This is a genomic window from Lelliottia sp. RWM.1 (genome assembly GCF_016859735.1).
Taxonomy (GTDB): Bacteria; Pseudomonadota; Gammaproteobacteria; order Enterobacterales; family Enterobacteriaceae; genus Enterobacter.
In genome coordinates, this window is record NZ_WLVC01000007.1 from 1 (window position 1) to 17,558 (window position 17,558).

12 protein-coding genes and 1 pseudogene are annotated in these 17,558 nt (G+C 52.7%); 7 read left to right on the forward strand and 6 right to left on the reverse strand.

Features of this window, described 5'->3' with window-relative positions; all coding sequences use genetic code 11:
* Positions 1–104 precede the first annotated feature (104 nt).
* From infA to trxB, 6 genes and pseudogenes are all read right to left on the reverse strand, one after another.
* Positions 105–323, reverse strand: coding sequence for a translation initiation factor IF-1 (gene infA, locus GF617_RS08015; RefSeq protein WP_002211347.1), 219 nt, complete (start codon positions 321–323; stop codon positions 105–107).
* Positions 251–424, reverse strand: a pseudogene (locus GF617_RS27075) (hypothetical protein); the annotation flags it as partial. The gene infA and the pseudogene GF617_RS27075, both read right to left, overlap by 73 nt.
* Positions 425–609: 185 nt before the next feature.
* Positions 610–1,314 carry a leucyl/phenylalanyl-tRNA--protein transferase gene (gene aat, locus GF617_RS08020; protein WP_203451462.1) on the reverse strand — a complete coding sequence of 235 codons (705 nt, stop codon included), beginning with the start codon at positions 1,312–1,314 and terminating at the stop codon, positions 610–612.
* A gap of 46 nt (positions 1,315–1,360) precedes the next feature.
* Positions 1,361–3,082, reverse strand: a complete 1,722-nt coding sequence (gene cydC, locus GF617_RS08025; RefSeq protein WP_203451463.1) for a cysteine/glutathione ABC transporter ATP-binding protein/permease CydC — start codon at positions 3,080–3,082, stop codon at positions 1,361–1,363.
* Positions 3,082–4,848 (reverse strand): cysteine/glutathione ABC transporter permease/ATP-binding protein CydD, encoded by a 1,767-nt coding sequence (gene cydD / locus GF617_RS08030; protein ID WP_203451464.1) that lies wholly within the window; start codon positions 4,846–4,848, stop codon positions 3,082–3,084. Before cydD ends, cydC begins: the two co-directional genes overlap by 1 nt.
* Before the next feature lie 113 nt (positions 4,849–4,961).
* Positions 4,962–5,930, reverse strand: coding sequence for a thioredoxin-disulfide reductase (gene trxB / locus GF617_RS08035; RefSeq protein WP_181622886.1), 969 nt, complete (start codon positions 5,928–5,930; stop codon positions 4,962–4,964).
* A gap of 544 nt (positions 5,931–6,474) precedes the next feature.
* On the opposite strand from trxB, the gene lrp reads away from it, so the two are divergent.
* The 7 genes from lrp to GF617_RS08070 all read left to right on the forward strand — a co-directional run bounded on the left by lrp (position 6,475) and on the right by GF617_RS08070 (position 17,557).
* Positions 6,475–6,969 carry a leucine-responsive transcriptional regulator Lrp gene (gene lrp / locus GF617_RS08040; RefSeq protein ID WP_000228473.1) on the forward strand — a complete coding sequence of 165 codons (495 nt, stop codon included), beginning with the start codon at positions 6,475–6,477 and terminating at the stop codon, positions 6,967–6,969.
* Positions 6,970–7,104: 135 nt separating this feature from the next.
* Positions 7,105–10,800 (forward strand): DNA translocase FtsK 4TM domain-containing protein, encoded by a 3,696-nt coding sequence (locus tag GF617_RS08045; RefSeq protein WP_203451465.1) that lies wholly within the window; start codon positions 7,105–7,107, stop codon positions 10,798–10,800.
* A gap of 128 nt (positions 10,801–10,928) precedes the next feature.
* Positions 10,929–11,540, forward strand: a complete 612-nt coding sequence (gene lolA / locus GF617_RS08050) for an outer membrane lipoprotein chaperone LolA (RefSeq protein ID WP_181622888.1) — start codon at positions 10,929–10,931, stop codon at positions 11,538–11,540.
* Positions 11,541–11,549: 9 nt separating this feature from the next.
* Positions 11,550–12,893 carry a replication-associated recombination protein RarA gene (gene rarA, locus GF617_RS08055; protein ID WP_181622889.1) on the forward strand — a complete coding sequence of 448 codons (1,344 nt, stop codon included), beginning with the start codon at positions 11,550–11,552 and terminating at the stop codon, positions 12,891–12,893.
* A 92-nt stretch (positions 12,894–12,985) separates the two neighbouring features.
* On the forward strand, positions 12,986–14,278 hold the full coding sequence (gene serS / locus GF617_RS08060) for a serine--tRNA ligase (protein WP_181622890.1): 1,293 nt from the start codon (positions 12,986–12,988) through the stop codon (positions 14,276–14,278).
* Positions 14,279–14,484: 206 nt separating this feature from the next.
* Positions 14,485–16,929, forward strand: coding sequence for a dimethylsulfoxide reductase subunit A (dmsA, locus tag GF617_RS08065; protein WP_203451466.1), 2,445 nt, complete (start codon positions 14,485–14,487; stop codon positions 16,927–16,929).
* A gap of 10 nt (positions 16,930–16,939) precedes the next feature.
* Positions 16,940–17,557, forward strand: coding sequence for a DMSO/selenate family reductase complex B subunit (locus GF617_RS08070; protein WP_181622892.1), 618 nt, complete (start codon positions 16,940–16,942; stop codon positions 17,555–17,557).
* The last annotated feature ends 1 nt before the right edge of the window (position 17,558 follow it).

Below are 17,558 nucleotides of genomic sequence, written 5' to 3' on the forward strand. Positions count from 1 at the left end.
CCTGTTAGGGCGTGGCTGGTAAGAGAGCCTTACAGGCGCATCAGAAAAACCTCCGGCTATGCCGGAGGATATTTATTATTCATCAGCCATTACAGGCGAAAAAATTAGCGACTACGGAAGACAATGCGGCCTTTGCTCAGGTCGTACGGGGTCAGCTCAACAGTCACTTTGTCGCCCGTTAAAATGCGGATGTAGTTTTTGCGCATTTTGCCGGAGATGTGCGCAGTTACCACGTGACCGTTTTCCAGTTCTACGCGAAACATGGTATTAGGCAACGTATCAAGTACGGTACCCTGCATTTCAATATTGTCTTCTTTGGCCATCTAATCCTCTGGGGTATCACTACCAAGTTTTGAACCGGCAAGATAATGCCGAAATTCATCAATTAAGTAAAGAATTGCGCGTTTAAAACGCAGCAAAACAGTTTCGGCGCATTGCCCAGTCGTCACGGTATAACCGCACGAGAAGCGCATTCGTAAAGGGGAGACGACAGGATAAACGTCAGAACGTTATCTAATGCGAAGAATTCCCAAACGGCGGCGGGGCAACAGGCAGAAGCTACTCTGCGGCGTAATTATAACACCCTCATAAAAAATATGCGGAAAACATTTATGCATTGGGCAGAAAGAGTGTTCGGGGTATCCAGAAGTTGCGTGGCAATGTTTCCTGGCGGTAGACATCAAGGTGTTCAATATACTGACGTCGGGCAATCTCGACAGCACCCAGCGAAGCGGTATGCTCATTCAGGACCTGACAATCAAGCAACTGGCCCCCGTGATGGGCAAATTCGCGGCAAAAGACCAGCAACGCGGTTTTGGAGGCGTTAATGGCGCGGGAGAACATCGATTCGCCACAGAAGAGCGTCCCTTGTGCTACACCATACATCCCGCCAACTAACTCACCCTCCTTCCACACTTCGATTGAGTGGGCATGGCCTAGTTCATGCAAGCGATGATAGGCGTCGATAATGTCGTGGGTGATCCAGGTTCCCTCATGACGATCGCTGGCGCAACCTTCAATCACTTGGCCGAAAGCGTGATTAAGAGTCACACGATAAGGGGATTTTGCGTGAAAACGCGTCATGCTCCGGCTGAGATGAAACTGGGCGGGCCACAATACTGCCCTGGGATCGGGAGACCACCACAAGATAGGGTCTCCAGGAGAAAACCAGGGGAAAATCCCGCGCTGGTAGGCCATTAATAGCCGCGCGGGACTGAGATCGCCGCCAAGCGCCAGCAGTCCGTTGGGTTCACGTAGCGCCCCTTCGGGGGAAGGGAACGCAATATTATGACGAGAAAGCTGGACCAGGCGCATGACAGAAGAACTCCAATACGCGAGTTAGGATCGGTTCAAATATAGTCTACAGACGCTGTTTAAACTGGTAGTAGCGACCCTGTTTCGCTAACAGTTCTGCGTGACTACCTTGCTCAATAATGTGTCCGTTGTCCATCACAATTATTTGATCGAAACTTGCCAGCCCGCGCAGGCGATGTGTCACCATGATCACCGTTTTTCCTTTCATGGCATTAGCCAGTAAATCAAGGATTTGGCTTTCGGTTGTCGCATCCAGACCTTCAGTTGGCTCATCCAGCAACATCAGCGGTGCGTCATGCAACAGTGCACGGGCAACCGCCAGGCGACGCAGCTCTCCACCGGAGAGCTGGCGTCCCCCTTCACCCAGCCAGCTATTCAGCCCGTCGTCTTCGAGCAGTTTATGCAGACCCACACGCTCCAGCATCGTGCGCAACTCCTCGTCAGAAGCCTGAGGGGCTGCCAGCAGCAGGTTGTCACGCAGGGTTGCGCTGAACAGATGTACACGTTGAGGAACGACACTGACTGTTTTTCGTAATGCCTGTTCGCTGAATTCAGTCAGTGGAAGGTCATTAAACAGAATTTGCCCGTTCCGGGGATCCCAGGCACGCGTTAATAACTGCAGAAGTGTCGATTTACCACAACCTGTACGCCCCAGAAGCGCAATACGTTTTCCTGCCTGAACGGATAAGGTAATCCCCTCCAGCGCGTTTTGGGCTTGCCCGGCATAATTGAAGGTGACGTCGTTGAGGTGCAGAGTGACTCGTTCAGGTACGCAGGCATGTTGTGCATCAAAACGCACCTCCGGCTCTTGTTCTGCAATTTGTGTTACGCGCAGAGCTGAGGCAATAACCTGGCCGAGATGCTGGAATGCTCCGGTTACGGGTGCGAGTGCTTCGAATGCTGCGAGGGCGCAGAAAACAAAGAGCGCAATTAGCGCACCAGGCTGAGTATTGCCACCCACGCCACCAGATGCCATCCATAGCATGACAATGACAGCGAAACCGCCAATTAACATCATCAGTGCCTGTGAAAACGCCGAGAGTTCGGACTGTTTACGCTGTGCCTCGTGCCAGTTAAGTTCCGTACTCTCCATCCGCGCGCGGTAGCGCTGGCTTGCACCAAAAATGGTTAGCTCCGCCTGCCCCTGTAGCCATGATGTCAATTGCTGACGGTATTCACCGCGCAGGCGAGTCAGATTTTCCCCGGTAGGTTTACCGGCGCGATAAAACAGCGGGGGCAGAAGGAGCAGTGTCAGTAACATGATGCCACCCAACGCCAGAGCGATAGGGACATCCAGTACGCAAAGACCAAGCGTCACGACGACGATCACCACAAACGCGCCCACCAGTGGTGAGATTACCCGCAAATAAAGATGATCAAGCGTATCGACATCTGCGACAACGCGGTTAAGTAATTCTCCCTGACGAAAACGTGCCAACCCAGCAGGGGAGAGTGGCAGCAGTTTGCTGAAGGTATAGATGCGTAGATGTTGCAGTACACGGAAGGTCGCATCATGGCTCACCAGACGTTCAAAATAACGTCCGGCAGTACGGGTGATCGCTGCACCACGGACACCCGCAGCTGGAAGCATATAGTTAAAGCTGTACAACCCGGCGACGCCAACAACGGCAGATGCTGACAGAAACCAACCGGAAAGTGTCAGTAAACCGATGCTGGCAAGCAGGGTTACAATTGCCAGAATAATACCAAGTGTCAGCATCCATTTGTGGCGCTTATACAGTGCAAGATATGGGAGTAAGGCGCGCATCAGATATCCTCCTGACGGTTAGCCAGCAGGGTGGCAAAGGGTCCCTGTGCGGCAGAGAGTGTGGCGTAATCGCCTTGCTCTACAATATGGCCATTCTCCATCACCCAAATCTGATCCCAGTCGGTAATGCCTTCCAGTTGATGGGTAACCATTAGCGTGGTTTGCTGAAGAGAAGCGGCATTGAGGGCCTGCATGACGCGCTGTTCGCTGTGCGCATCAAGGCTTGCTGCGGGTTCATCCAGAAGCAGCAACTGGCAAGGGTTAAGCAGAGCACGCGCAACGGCAATACGCTGAGCCTGGCCGACGGATAAACCGGCCGCCTGATCGCCAACGACGGTATCAACACCTTGCGGGAGTAACGGTAGAAACTCGCTGACCCAGGCGCGGTCGAGAACCGATTGCAGTTCATCTTCGCGTGCATCCGGACGGGCAAGCAGCACGTTTTCACGCAATGTCGGGGCAGGCAACTGCGGGTTTTGCCCCACCCAGCTTAGCTGCTTATGCCAGGCTTCCGGGTCAAGATCGCGCAACTCTGTCTTATTGATACGAAGGGATCCTGTGTAGGCCATAAAGCCAGATAACGCGTTCAGAAGCGAGCTTTTACCCGAACCACTGATACCTACCAATACCACGCGCTGACCTGCAGAGAGAGTAAAATTCAGCGGACCCGCCAGCACGTTGCCTTCAGGCGACAGAATAGAGAAATCGGTCGCTTCAACGCTCACGGGCTCTTTGGCGTTTAGCGTTACTTCACCGCGTTCAGGATGAGCCAATGGTGTCTCAAGGAAGGTTTTCAGACTATCTGCCGCGCCCACAGCCTGCGCTTTGGCATGATAGAACGTCCCGAGATCGCGAAGTGGCTGGAAAAACTCTGGAGCCAGAATCAGTGCCAGGAAACCGGCTGAAAGGGTAACGGCCGTACCGTAGTGCCCGAAATCCAGTGCGCCGAGATAGGAGAAACCAAAGTAAACAGCGACGAGTGCAATGGACAACGAGGTGAAGAACTCGAGGACACCAGAGGAGAGGAAGGCCAGACGCAAGACTTCCATGGTGCGCTGGCGAAAATCCTGCGATGCGAGGCGAATGTTTTCTGTCTCGGCTTCACCGCGACCAAAAATACGCAATGTTTCCATGCCGCGCAGTCGATCCAGAAAATGACCGCTTAATCGTCCCAGGGCCAGGAAATTACGACGGTTGGCATCCGCCGCTCCCATCCCTACCATCGCCATGAACAGTGGGATCAGTGGGGCGGTGCACAGTAAAATAAGTGCGGCCACCCAGTTAGACGGGAAAATAATGGCAACAATCAGAAGCGGGACGCAGACGGCCAGCGCCATCTGCGGGAGATAGCGTGCATAGTAATCATGCATATCGTCGATCTGTTCGAGGATCAACGTAGCCCAGCTTCCGGCGGGTTTTCCCTGAATCCAGGCAGGCCCGGCGTCATGAAGCCTGTCCAGCACCTGACGGCGTATCTCATAGCGAATATGTTGTCCGGCGTGAAAACCGACACGTTCGCGTAGCCAGACGACCCAGGCGCGCAGGACGAAAATCAGCACCAGCACGATAAAGGGAAGCAGGAGCGCTTCGCGCGGGATGTTCTCCATGATCATATGATTGAGAATGCGGGCCAGCAGCCATGCCTGGGCAACAATCAACAGACCGCTGATAAGTCCCAAAAGACGGGAAATATTCAGCCAGCGGCGGGAAAGAACGCTTTGCTGTTTCAGCCAGCGAGTTAACTCTTGTTGACGGGTTTTTTCCATTGCGTGCTTTGCAGGTGAGTTATAAGAAATTGGGCATCGCAATGTTACACGTCAGAAAAAATAAAGGCGACCTGTGGCCGCCTTTATTTACGTTTGTTACTGACTTGTAAAGATTATTTACCTTGCTCAGCCAGTCCATCAAGATAACGCTCGGCATCTAATGCTGCCATACAGCCAGTGCCCGCAGAGGTGATTGCCTGACGGTAAATGTGGTCCATAACATCACCCGCAGCAAAGACACCTGGGATGCTGGTCTGCGTGGCATTGCCATGAATACCTGACTGCACTTTGATGTAGCCGTTTTCCAGCGCCAGTTGACCTTCAAAGATGGCGGTGTTCGGACTGTGTCCGATTGCAACGAAGAGGCCTGCAACATCCAGTGAGTCCACGTTATCGGTATTCTGGGTATCACGAAGACGCAGCCCGGAAACGCCCATCTGATCGCCTGTTACTTCTTCCAGCGTGCGGTTTGTGTGCAGAACGATATTGCCACTCGCCACTTTGTCCATCAGACGTTTGATCAGAATTTTTTCCGCGCGGAACGTCTCACGGCGGTGGATCAGGTGTACTTCGGAGGCAATATTTGCCAGATACAGCGCTTCTTCAACGGCCGTGTTGCCACCGCCGATGACGGCAACTTTCTGGTTGCGATAGAAGAATCCGTCACAGGTTGCGCAGGCGGAGACGCCACGGCCTTTGAACGCCTCTTCTGACGGCAGGCCCAGGTAGCGCGCAGATGCGCCCGTCGCGATGATCAGTGCATCGCAGGTGTACTCACCGCTGTCGCCTGTCAAACGGAATGGACGGTTTTGCAGATCGACCTTATTGATATGGTCGAACAGAATTTCAGTATCGAATTTGGTCGCGTGTTCGTGCATACGCTCCATCAGCAGCGGCCCGGTCAGGTCATTCGGATCGCCTGGCCAGTTTTCTACTTCGGTGGTGGTGGTCAACTGACCGCCTTTTTCCATGCCGGTAATTAACACCGGTTGCAGGTTAGCGCGTGCAGCATAGACCGCTGCGGTGTATCCCGCAGGTCCAGAACCAAGGATTAGCAGCTTACTGTGTTTAGCCGTGCCCATGAGATCCCCATTGTTGTTGGCAGACATTTGGCTGGATTGTAGGGAATTTGTTGCCGTAAAAAAAGAGCACAGCGATTTTGATATCGATATGTGCAATAGACATTGACGATGGATCGAGCGCTATAACATAACGCTTTCTACTGAAAACCGGTTGTTTATAAGGCAATAAAATGAGGTTTATTCCCCGGCGGTAATGAATATCCGGCATGTTGTACTAAAAATCGATGTTTTGCTTTGACAATCCCCTGCGCTTTTGCGAAAACATTGAAGGAAGAAAAAAAGCCGCGTTAACAGTGTGCCGCATAGGCATGCACGTAAATGCCATTTTTACCGGGTCAACGAAATCTACGCATGGTGTGGACAGATGCCATACGTGATGTTGGTGGCTGCCTTTTCGGCAACGGTCTTCTTACCGTAGAACCCGCACTCGCATCGCGTATATTACATAACCAGGCGATGTGATGAGCAACGGGTACAGGCTCTGAACAGTGATGTGCACAGGGTCCAGGCAGGAGTAGGGAAGGAATACAGAGAGACAATAATAATGGTAGATAGCAAGAAGCGCCCTGGCAAAGATCTCGACCGTATCGATCGTAACATTCTTAATGAATTGCAAAAGGATGGGCGTATTTCCAACGTCGAGCTTTCAAAACGTGTGGGACTTTCCCCGACGCCGTGCCTTGAGCGTGTGCGCCGACTGGAAAGACAGGGTTTTATTCAGGGCTATACGGCTCTGTTAAACCCGCATTATCTGGATGCCTCACTTCTGGTATTTGTTGAGATTACTCTGAATCGTGGTGCACCGGATGTGTTTGAGCAATTTAACACCGCCGTGCAAAAACTTGAAGAAATTCAAGAGTGTCATCTGGTTTCAGGCGATTTCGACTATCTGTTGAAAACCCGTGTGCCGGATATGTCCGCCTATCGTAAGCTGCTGGGTGAAACCCTGCTGCGTCTGCCTGGCGTGAATGACACCCGCACCTATGTGGTGATGGAAGAAGTAAAACAGAGCAATCGTCTGGTAATTAAGACGCGCTAACACGGAACAGGTGCAAAATCAGCATAGTTTGATTACACTCCTGTTAATCCATACAGCAACAGTGCCGGGGTTACCCGGCGCTGTTGTCCGTTTTAGCAAACAGGCAGGACATGCCTGATACCTGGAGAGCCTTTCTTGAGCCAGGAATATACTGAAGACAAAGAAGTCACATTATCGAAGCTAAGCAGTGGACGCCGCCTTCTTGAGGCGTTGCTGATAGTTATTGCCCTTTTTGCCGTCTGGCTGATGGCAGCCTTACTCAGTTTCAATCCTTCGGATCCCAGTTGGTCACAAACTGCCTGGCATGAGCCTATCCATAATTTAGGTGGCATTCCAGGTGCGTGGCTTGCCGACACTCTGTTTTTCATCTTCGGTGTCATGGCCTATACCATTCCCGTCATTATCATTGGCGGATGTTGGTTTGCCTGGCGTCACCGTCAAAACGATGAATACATCGATTACTTTGCTGTTTCGCTACGCCTGATTGGCGCATTGGCAATCATTCTGACCTCTTGCGGGTTGGCGGCAATCAATGCGGATGACATCTGGTATTTCGCTTCGGGCGGGGTTATCGGCAGTTTGCTGAGTACCGCGCTTCAACCGATGCTGCACAGCAGTGGCGGAACAATAACGCTGTTGTGTATTTGGGCTGCGGGACTGACGTTGTTTACAGGCTGGTCATGGGTCAGTATCGCCGAGAAACTCGGCAGCCTCATCCTTAATATTCTGACTTTTGCCAGCAACCGTACGCGTCGTGATGATACGTGGGTCGATGAAGACGAGTATGAAGATGATGAGGACGATTCACCTGTAACACCTCGTGGTGAGTCCCGTCGGGCCCGGATTCTGCGCGGTGCGCTGGCACGGCGTAAGCGCGTTGCTGAAAAATTTGCCAATCCGCTTGGTCGCAAAACCGATGCGGCGCTCTTCTCTGGCAAGCGTATGGATGATGACGAGCAGATTGCGTATAGCACTGGGGGCGTGGCTGTCGATCCCGATGATGTGCTCTTCTCAGGTAATCGCGCCACACCGGACGACTATGACGAGTATGATCCGCTGCTAAATGGCCATTCGGTTACGGAACCGGTTGCTGTTGCGGCTGCCGCGATGACAGCAACACAAGCCTATGCAGCGCCTGTTGATGCCGTTATGCCTTCTGCGCCTGCCCCTACACCTGTGCCGGTCATGGAGCAGCCTGTGGTTGAGTGGCACTCTGCGCCAGCCGTTCACTCACCTGAACCTGTCATTGCCTCTGAACCGCATAGCTACGCGCCTGCTCAGCAGCAAGAACACTGGCAGCAACCTTATCAACCTGAACCGGTCTATGAATCCCAGCCTTTTGCGGAATACGAACCTCCGGTTTCTCCTTCTTACCAGGAATACACACCAGAGTCAGTTGAGCCTGAACAACCTGTTGTGGAACCTCTTGCTGATGCTGAAGAGGTGAAGCCCGCGCGTCCACCGATGTACTATTTTGAAGAAGTGGAAGAGAAGCGAGCCCGGGAGCGCGAACAGCTTGCTGCCTGGTATCAGCCTGTGCCGGAACCGGTTCAGGAACCGACTATTCGTCATTCTGCGCCGCCTTCTGTTTCAGCGCCGGTTGTAGATCCAACGGCATTCGTCTCCCCTGTAGCGGAGAGTGTCAAACATTCAGTTGCGCCCGCAGTTTCTGCCGCCGCTGTAGCTGCACCTGTCTTTAGCCTTGCAACAGGCGGCGCGCCACGTCCACAGGTGAAGGAAGGAATTGGCCCACAATTGCCGCGACCCAATCGGGTTCGCGTGCCAACACGCCGAGAGCTCGCTTCATTTGGTATCAAACTGCCTTCTCAGCGTATGGCGGAGGAAAAAGCGCGCGAATCTGAGTACGACGACGCGGATGAAATGCAGCAGGATGAGCTCGCTCGCCAGTTTGCCGCCACACAGCAGCATCGTTATGGTGAAGACTATCAACACGATACGCAGATTGGCCATGCGCATGACGACGAAGATGATGCGGCGGAAGCTGAGCTGGCACGACAGTTCGCTGCCACTCAGCAGCAACGTTACTCTGGTGAACAGCCAACGGGGGCGAATCCGTTCTCGCTATCGGATTTTGAATTCTCTCCGATGAAAGATTTGGTGGATGATGGCCCGAGTGAACCGTTATTCACGCCGAGCGTGATGCCAGAAGCTGAACCGGTTCGTCAGCCGCCAGCTCCAGCACCGCAGGCGCAGCTGCAACAGAGGGCTCCGCAGGCTTATGTGCAACCGCAGCAACCGCAATTCCAGCAACCTACGGCGCAGCCGCAGGAGAGCCTGATCCATCCGTTGTTGATGCGTAACGGCGATAGCCGTCCAATGCAAAAACCGAGCACGCCGTTGCCGTCACTGGATCTGTTAACGCCACCGCCGTCTGAAGTCGAGCCGGTCGACACCTTTGCTCTTGAGCAGATGGCCCGCCTGGTGGAAGCTCGTCTGGCTGATTTCCGTATCAAAGCGGATGTGGTGAATTACTCTCCTGGCCCGGTGATCACCCGCTTCGAGTTGAACCTGGCGCCTGGCGTAAAAGCGGCGCGTATTTCTAACCTGTCCCGTGACCTGGCGCGTTCACTCTCGACCGTTGCCGTACGTGTAGTGGAAGTCATTCCAGGTAAGCCGTATGTCGGGCTTGAGTTGCCGAACAAGAAGCGTCAAACCGTCTATCTGCGTGAAGTGCTGGATAACGCGAAGTTCCGCGAAAATCCGTCGCCGCTGACGGTTGTATTAGGGAAAGACATTGCGGGTGACCCGGTCGTGGCCGATTTGGCTAAGATGCCGCACCTGCTGGTGGCTGGTACTACCGGTTCGGGTAAATCGGTTGGTGTGAACGCCATGATCCTCAGCATGCTCTATAAAGCACAACCGGAAGATGTACGCTTCATCATGATCGACCCGAAAATGCTGGAGCTGTCGGTTTATGAGGGCATTCCGCATCTGCTGACTGAAGTTGTGACTGACATGAAGGACGCTGCCAATGCTCTGCGCTGGAGCGTTAATGAGATGGAGCGTCGCTACAAACTGATGTCGGCGCTGGGGGTGCGTAACCTTGCCGGTTATAACGAGAAAATTGCAGAGGCGGCGCGTATGGGCCGTCCAATTCCGGACCCATACTGGAAGCCCGGAGACAGCATGGATGCGCAGCATCCTGTGCTGGAAAAACTGCCGTATATCGTTGTGCTGGTAGATGAATTTGCCGACCTGATGATGACTGTTGGCAAGAAAGTGGAAGAGTTGATTGCGCGCCTTGCGCAGAAAGCGCGTGCGGCCGGTATTCACCTTGTTCTGGCAACACAGCGTCCTTCTGTAGATGTCATTACCGGTCTTATCAAGGCGAACATTCCCACGCGTATTGCGTTTACCGTGTCGAGCAAGATCGACTCACGCACTATCCTCGACCAGGGCGGCGCAGAGTCGTTGCTGGGGATGGGGGATATGCTTTATTCCGGGCCGAACTCGACGTCTCCTGTCCGTGTTCACGGTGCATTTGTACGCGATCAGGAAGTACATGCGGTTGTTCAGGACTGGAAAGCACGTGGTCGCCCACAGTACGTGGATGGTATTACCTCCGAGAGTGAAAACGAAGGTGGTGGCGGTGGTTTTGACGGTGCAGAAGAGCTGGATCCGTTATTCGACCAGGCTGTTAACTTTGTTACTGAGAAACGTAAAGCCTCTATCTCCGGTGTACAGCGTCAGTTCCGTATCGGTTATAACCGCGCGGCGCGTATCATCGAACAGATGGAAGCCCAGGGTATCGTGAGTGAGCAGGGGCATAACGGTAACCGTGAGGTGTTGGCTCCGCCGCCGTTTGATTGACCTTTCAGCGAATGCAAAGATGGGTAAATCAGCAAAAATTAAGCATTTTCTTCTGTCGCCTGCCTGCTGGCAGGTTCAGAATAGATGACAGAAACCCCATACCGGGATGATGTTTTTAAGGAATAACAATGAAAAAATTCGCCATCACCTGTGCATTATTGACCAGTTTTGTTGCCAGTAGCGTTTGGGCTGATGCCGCCAGCGACCTTAAAAGCCGACTGGATAAAGTGAGCAGCTTCCATGCCAGCTTTACGCAGAAGGTCACTGACGGCAGCGGTAATGCAGTGCAGGAAGGTCAGGGTGATTTATGGGTTAAGCGCCCGAATCTTTTCAACTGGCATATGACACAACCGGATGAAAGTATTTTGGTTTCTGATGGTAAAACGTTGTGGTTCTTTAACCCGTTTGTCGAACAGGCGACGGCCACATGGCTGAAAGATGCCACCAGTAACACTCCGTTTATGCTGATTGCCCGTAACCAGTCCAGTGACTGGCAGCAGTACAACATCAAACAAAATGGTGACGATTTTGTGCTGACGCCGAAAGGCAACAACGGCAACCTCAAACAGTTCACTATTAATGTGAGCAGCAGCGGGACTATCAATCAGTTCAGTGCAGTGGAGCAGGACGATCAGCGCAGTAGCTATCAACTGAAGTCCCAGCAAAACGGCGCAATCGACGCATCGAAATTCACGTTTACCCCGCCGCAGGGCGTAACGGTGGATGATCAACGTAAGTAAGAGGCGTGAGTGAGCAATCTGTCGCTCGATTTTTCGGATAATGCGTTTCAACCTCTGGCCGCGCGTATGCGGCCAGAAAATTTAGCGCAGTATATCGGCCAGCAACATTTGCTGGCTGCAGGTAAACCGTTGCCGCGTGCAATAGAAGCAGGTCATCTGCATTCGATGATCTTGTGGGGACCGCCGGGTACAGGCAAGACCACGCTGGCAGAAGTTATTGCCCGCTACGCTGATGCTGACGTAGAACGCCTCTCTGCAGTCACTTCCGGAGTGAAAGAGATCCGAGAAGCTATTGAACGTGCACGTCAAAATCGTCATGCCGGGCGTCGTACTATCCTCTTCGTCGATGAAGTCCACCGTTTCAATAAAAGCCAGCAGGATGCTTTCCTGCCTCATATAGAAGACGGTACGATTTTTTTTATTGGCGCGACGACTGAAAATCCCTCTTTTGAGCTCAATTCTGCACTCCTTTCCCGTGCCCGCGTTTACTTGCTGAAGTCACTTACGACAGACGATATTGAACAGGTTCTGACGCAGGCTATGGATGATAAAGCGCGCGGCTATGGCGGTCAGGATATCCTTCTGCCTGATGAAACGCGGCGGGCAATTGCGGAACTGGTGAACGGTGATGCTCGTCGTGCGTTGAATACGCTGGAAATGATGGCTGATATGGCCGAACTGGATGGTTCCGGTAAACGTATTCTGAAACCCGAGTTACTTACCGAAATTGCCGGAGAACGTAGCGCGCGTTTCGACAATAAAGGCGACAGGTTTTACGATCTCATCTCGGCTTTGCATAAATCCGTTCGTGGTAGCGCGCCGGATGCTGCGCTTTACTGGTATGCGCGAATTATCAGCGCAGGCGGCGATCCTCTTTATGTCGCGCGTCGTTGTCTGGCTATTGCGTCTGAAGATGTCGGTAATGCCGATCCGCGCGCGATGCAGGTGGCGATTTCCGCCTGGGATTGTTTTACCCGCGTAGGGCCTGCCGAAGGTGAGCGAGCTATTGCGCAGGCGATTGTTTATCTGGCGTGTGCGCCAAAAAGTAATGCTGTGTACACCGCATTTAAGGCTGCGATGGCGGATGCCCGTGAGCGTCCTGACTACGATGTTCCGGTGCATTTGCGTAATGCGCCGACGAAGCTGATGAAAGAGATGGGATACGGACAAGAATATCGTTATGCCCACGATGAGCCTAATGCTTATGCTGCCGGAGAGGAGTACTTTCCGCAGGAGATGGCACAAACGCGCTATTATCACCCCACAAACAGAGGTCTTGAAGGCAAGATTGGCGAAAAGCTCGCCTGGCTGGCCGGACAGGATCAAAATAGCCCTATAAAACGCTACCGTTAGTGCGATCGTTGCGGTAATGTTGGCAATGTATCCCTGTGACCGCAGGCTGTGGTCACTTTTTCCTATTTTAATTCGATAAGCACAGGATAAGCATGCTCGATCCCAATCTGCTGCGTAACGAGCCAGACGCAGTCGCTGAAAAACTGGCACGCCGGGGCTTTAAGCTGGATGTAGATAAGCTGCGCGCTCTTGAAGAGCGTCGTAAAGTTCTGCAGGTACAAACCGAAAATCTGCAGGCAGAGCGTAACTCTCGATCGAAATCCATCGGCCAGGCAAAAGCGCGCGGGGAAGACATTGAGCCATTGCGTCTGGAAGTGAATAAACTGGGTGAAGAACTGGATCAGGCAAAAGCTGAACTGGATCTTCTTCAGACTGAAATTCGTGATATCGCGCTGGCGATCCCGAATATTCCTGATGACAGCGTTCCTGTCGGTAAAGACGAAAATGACAACGTCGAAGTCAAACGCTGGGGCACGCCTCGCGAGTTCGACTTTGAAGTTCGTGACCACGTTACATTAGGCGAAATGCACGCGGGCCTTGATTTTGCAGCGGCTGTGAAGCTGACTGGTTCTCGTTTTGTCGTGATGAAAGGCCAGATTGCACATCTGCACCGTGCGCTGGCACAGTTCATGCTGGATCTGCACACCGAACAGCACGGCTATAGTGAAACCTACGTACCGTATCTGGTGAACCACGACACGCTGTACGGTACAGGGCAGTTGCCGAAATTTGCAGGCGATCTGTTCCATACTCGTCCTCTCGATGAAGAAGCCGACAGCAGTAACTACGCGCTGATCCCAACGGCGGAAGTTCCGCTGACAAACCTTGTTCGTGATGAGATCATTGACGAAGACGATCTGCCAATTAAACTGACAGCACACTCGCCATGCTTCCGTTCTGAGGCCGGTTCCTATGGTCGCGATACTCGTGGCCTGATCCGTATGCACCAGTTTGATAAAGTAGAGATGGTGCAGATTGTGCGTCCAGAAGAGTCTATGGATGCGCTGGAAGCGATGACAGGCCATGCTGAGAAAGTTCTGGAGCTGCTGGGTCTGCCATACCGTCGCGTAGCGCTGTGTACTGGTGACATGGGCTTCGGCGCGTGCAAAACCTTCGATCTTGAAGTATGGGTCCCGGCGCAGAATACCTACCGTGAAATCTCTTCTTGCTCGAACGTGGGTGATTTCCAGGCGCGCCGTATGCAGGCTCGTTGCCGGACTAAATCAGACAAGAAAACCCGTCTGGTTCATACCCTGAATGGTTCGGGTCTGGCTGTAGGTCGTACACTGGTTGCGGTGCTGGAAAACTATCAGCAGGCAGACGGTCGTATTGAGATCCCCGAAGTACTGCGTCCGTACATGAAAGGCCAACAGTACATTGGTTAATTTGCCTTAAAACAAAAAAGCGCCTTAAGGCGCTTTTTTTATGCCCCCGCTTTGACCCGAAGCAATAACGCCTCCCTCTAAAGTAGTAATACTCCTCCGAATGAAAGTCAGAATAAAAAACTGATAACGAAGAAATTCGTTATATATAAAACTATATAGCGGTTTGCGCCGCATCTTTTATTTGTGAGCAACCAAAGTGAGTATCTATGAAAATACAAGCGCCAGATGCTTTGCTGACTGCCGAAGTAAGTCGCCGTGGGTTGATGAAAACCACGGCCATTGGCGGTCTGGCTGTTGCCAGCAGTGCGTTCACGCTACCTTTCTCTCGCCTGGCATCGGCGGCAGATGCATTGTCCCCAGCCAGTGCTCCTGAGAAAGTCGTGTGGAGTGCCTGCACAGTAAACTGTGGGAGCCGTTGCCCGCTGCGTATGCACATCGTGGACGGCGAAATCCAATATGTCGAAACCGACAATACAGGTGACGACGACTATGAAGGGTTACATCAGGTTCGTGCCTGCTTGCGTGGTCGCTCTATGCGTCGCCGAGTCTATAACCCCGATCGCCTGAAGTATCCAATGAAACGTGTGGGTAAGCGCGGTGAAGGCAAATTCGAGCAAATTAGCTGGGATGAAGCTTATGACATCATCGCGACCAATATACAGCGTTTGATTAAAGAGTACGGCAATGAATCCATCTATCTGAACTATGGCACAGGCACACTGGGCGGTACGATGACCCGTTCGTGGCCGCCAGGAAACACACTGGTCGCTCGCCTGATGAACTGCTGTGGTGGCTATCTCAACCATTATGGCGATTACTCCTCAGCACAGATCGCTGCTGGTTTGAACTATACCTATGGTGGCTGGGCCGATGGCAACAGTCCGTCAGATATTGAAAATAGCAAGCTGGTGGTGCTGTTCGGTAACAACCCTGGTGAAACCCGCATGAGCGGTGGCGGGGTAACCTACTATGTTGAACAGGCTCGTGCGAAATCTAACGCGCGGATGATCATCATTGACCCACGATATACCGATACTGGTGCGGGCCGTGAAGATGAATGGATCCCTATCCGACCGGGTACAGATGCTGCGCTCGTCAGTGCTCTGGCATGGGTAATGATCACTGAAAACCTCGTGGATCAGCCATTCCTTGATAAATATTGTGTCGGTTACGATGAGAAAACATTGCCTGCCAGTGCCCCCGCGAATGGTCACTACAAGGCGTACATTCTCGGCCAGGGCAGTGATGGTATTGCGAAGACCCCACAATGGGCGTCTACCATCACCGGTATTCCGGTAGCGCGCATTGTGCAACTGGCTCGTGAGATCGGTTCGGCTAAACCCGCGTTTATTAGTCAGGGGTGGGGGCCGCAGCGCCACGCAAATGGTGAAATTGCCACGCGCGCGATATCGATGCTTTCCATTTTGACCGGTAATGTCGGGATTCACGGTGGAAACACAGGCGCGCGCGAAGGTTCTTATGAAGTCCCCTTCGAACGCATGCCGACTCTCGAAAATCCGGTACAGACAAGCATTTCCATGTTTATGTGGACTGATGCCATTGAACGCGGCCCGGAAATGACCGCGCTGCGCGATGGGGTGCGTGGGAAAGATAAGCTGGATGTGCCCATTAAGATGATCTGGAACTATGCCGGCAACTGCCTTATTAACCAGCACTCTGAGATCAACCGCACCCACGATATCCTGCAGGATGATAAGAAATGCGAGATGATTGTGGTGATCGACTGCCACATGACCTCGTCGGCAAAATATGCCGATATTCTTCTGCCGGATTGTACGGCATCGGAGCAGATGGATTTCGCGCTGGATGCCTCCTGCGGCAACATGTCTTACGTTATCTTCACCGATCAGGCCATCAAACCTCGCTTTGAGTGTAAAACCATCTATGAAATGACGTCTGAACTGGCAAAACGTCTTGGCGTAGAGCAGCAGTTTACCGAAGGACGAACTCAGGAAGGCTGGATGCGTTATCTGCACGAACTTTCACGTAAGGCTGTCCCGGATTTGCCTGATTTTGAAACGTTCCGTGAGCAGGGCATGTTTAAACAACGTGATCCAGAAGGTCATCATGTCGCCTATAAAGCGTTCCGTGAGGATCCTCACGCGAACCCACTGACGACACCGTCAGGTAAAATTGAAATTTATTCCGAAGAGTTGGCGAAAATTGCTGCAACCTGGGAGCTACCCGAGGGCGACGTTATCGATCCATTGCCCGTTTATACGCCTGGATTTGAGAACTATAACGATCCACTGACGGAAAAATTCCCGCTGCAGCTAACCGGTTTTCACTACAAAGCACGTGTTCACTCCACTTATGGCAACGTTGATGTCCTGAAGGCGTCATGTCGTCAGGAAATGTGGATCAACCCTATGGATGCAAAAGCGCGCGGAATCGGAAATGGCGATCGTGTGCGCATCTTTAATGGTCGTGGTGAAGTGCACATTGAAGCGAAAGTCACACCGCGCATGATGCCTGGCGTTGTCGCGCTGGGAGAAGGGGCCTGGTATAACCCGGATGCTAATCGCATCGATCAGGCTGGCAGCATTAATGTGCTGACTACGCAGCGCCCGTCGCCACTGGCGAAAGGCAATCCGTCCCACACAAACCTTGTTCAGGTTGAAAAGGTGTAAGGAGTAACCGATGACAACCCAGTATGGATTTTTTATTGATTCCAGTCGTTGCACCGGTTGCAAAACCTGCGAGCTGGCCTGCAAAGATTACAAAGACCTGACTCCGGATGTCAGCTTCCGCCGTATTTACGAATACGCTGGCGGAGACTGGCAGGAGGACAATGGTGTCTGGCATCAAAACGTGTTTGCTTACTATCTGTCGATCGCCTGTAACCACTGTGAAGATCCGGCATGCACAAAAGTGTGTCCGAGTGGTGCAATGCATAAGCGTGATGACGGTTTTGTCGTGGTGGACGAAGATGTCTGCATTGGCTGTCGTTACTGTCATATGGCTTGCCCGTATGGTGCGCCACAGTACAACGCGGCCAAAGGTCACATGACGAAGTGCGACGGCTGCTATACGCGTGTGGCAGACGGCAAAAAGCCAATCTGCGTGGAATCTTGCCCGCTGCGAGCGCTGGACTTTGGCCCAATCGAGGCGCTGCGCCAGAAACATGGTCAGCTCGCGGCTGTCGCGCCATTGCCATCCGCGCACTTCACTAAGCCGAGTATTGTGATTAAACCTAATGCCAACAGCCGTCCGACAGGTGATACCACCGGCTATCTGGCGAACCCGAAGGAGGTGTGAG

Excerpts from the sequence above, each read along its gene's own strand:
- cydC (WP_203451463.1), bottom strand. The coding sequence starts at position 3,082 with ATGCGCGCCTTACTCCCATATCTTGCACTGTATAAGCGCCACAAATGG.
- lolA (WP_181622888.1), top strand. The coding sequence starts at position 10,929 with ATGAAAAAATTCGCCATCACCTGTGCATTATTGACCAGTTTTGTTGCC.
- trxB (WP_181622886.1), bottom strand. The coding sequence starts at position 5,930 with ATGGGCACGGCTAAACACAGTAAGCTGCTAATCCTTGGTTCTGGACCT.
- aat (WP_203451462.1), bottom strand. The coding sequence starts at position 1,314 with ATGCGCCTGGTCCAGCTTTCTCGTCATAATATTGCGTTCCCTTCCCCC.
- dmsA (WP_203451466.1), top strand. The coding sequence starts at position 14,485 with ATGAAAATACAAGCGCCAGATGCTTTGCTGACTGCCGAAGTAAGTCGC.
- serS (WP_181622890.1), top strand. The coding sequence starts at position 12,986 with ATGCTCGATCCCAATCTGCTGCGTAACGAGCCAGACGCAGTCGCTGAA.
- infA (WP_002211347.1), bottom strand. The coding sequence starts at position 323 with ATGGCCAAAGAAGACAATATTGAAATGCAGGGTACCGTACTTGATACG.
- cydD (WP_203451464.1), bottom strand. The coding sequence starts at position 4,848 with ATGGAAAAAACCCGTCAACAAGAGTTAACTCGCTGGCTGAAACAGCAA.
- lrp (WP_000228473.1), top strand. The coding sequence starts at position 6,475 with ATGGTAGATAGCAAGAAGCGCCCTGGCAAAGATCTCGACCGTATCGAT.
- GF617_RS08070 (WP_181622892.1), top strand. The coding sequence starts at position 16,940 with ATGACAACCCAGTATGGATTTTTTATTGATTCCAGTCGTTGCACCGGT.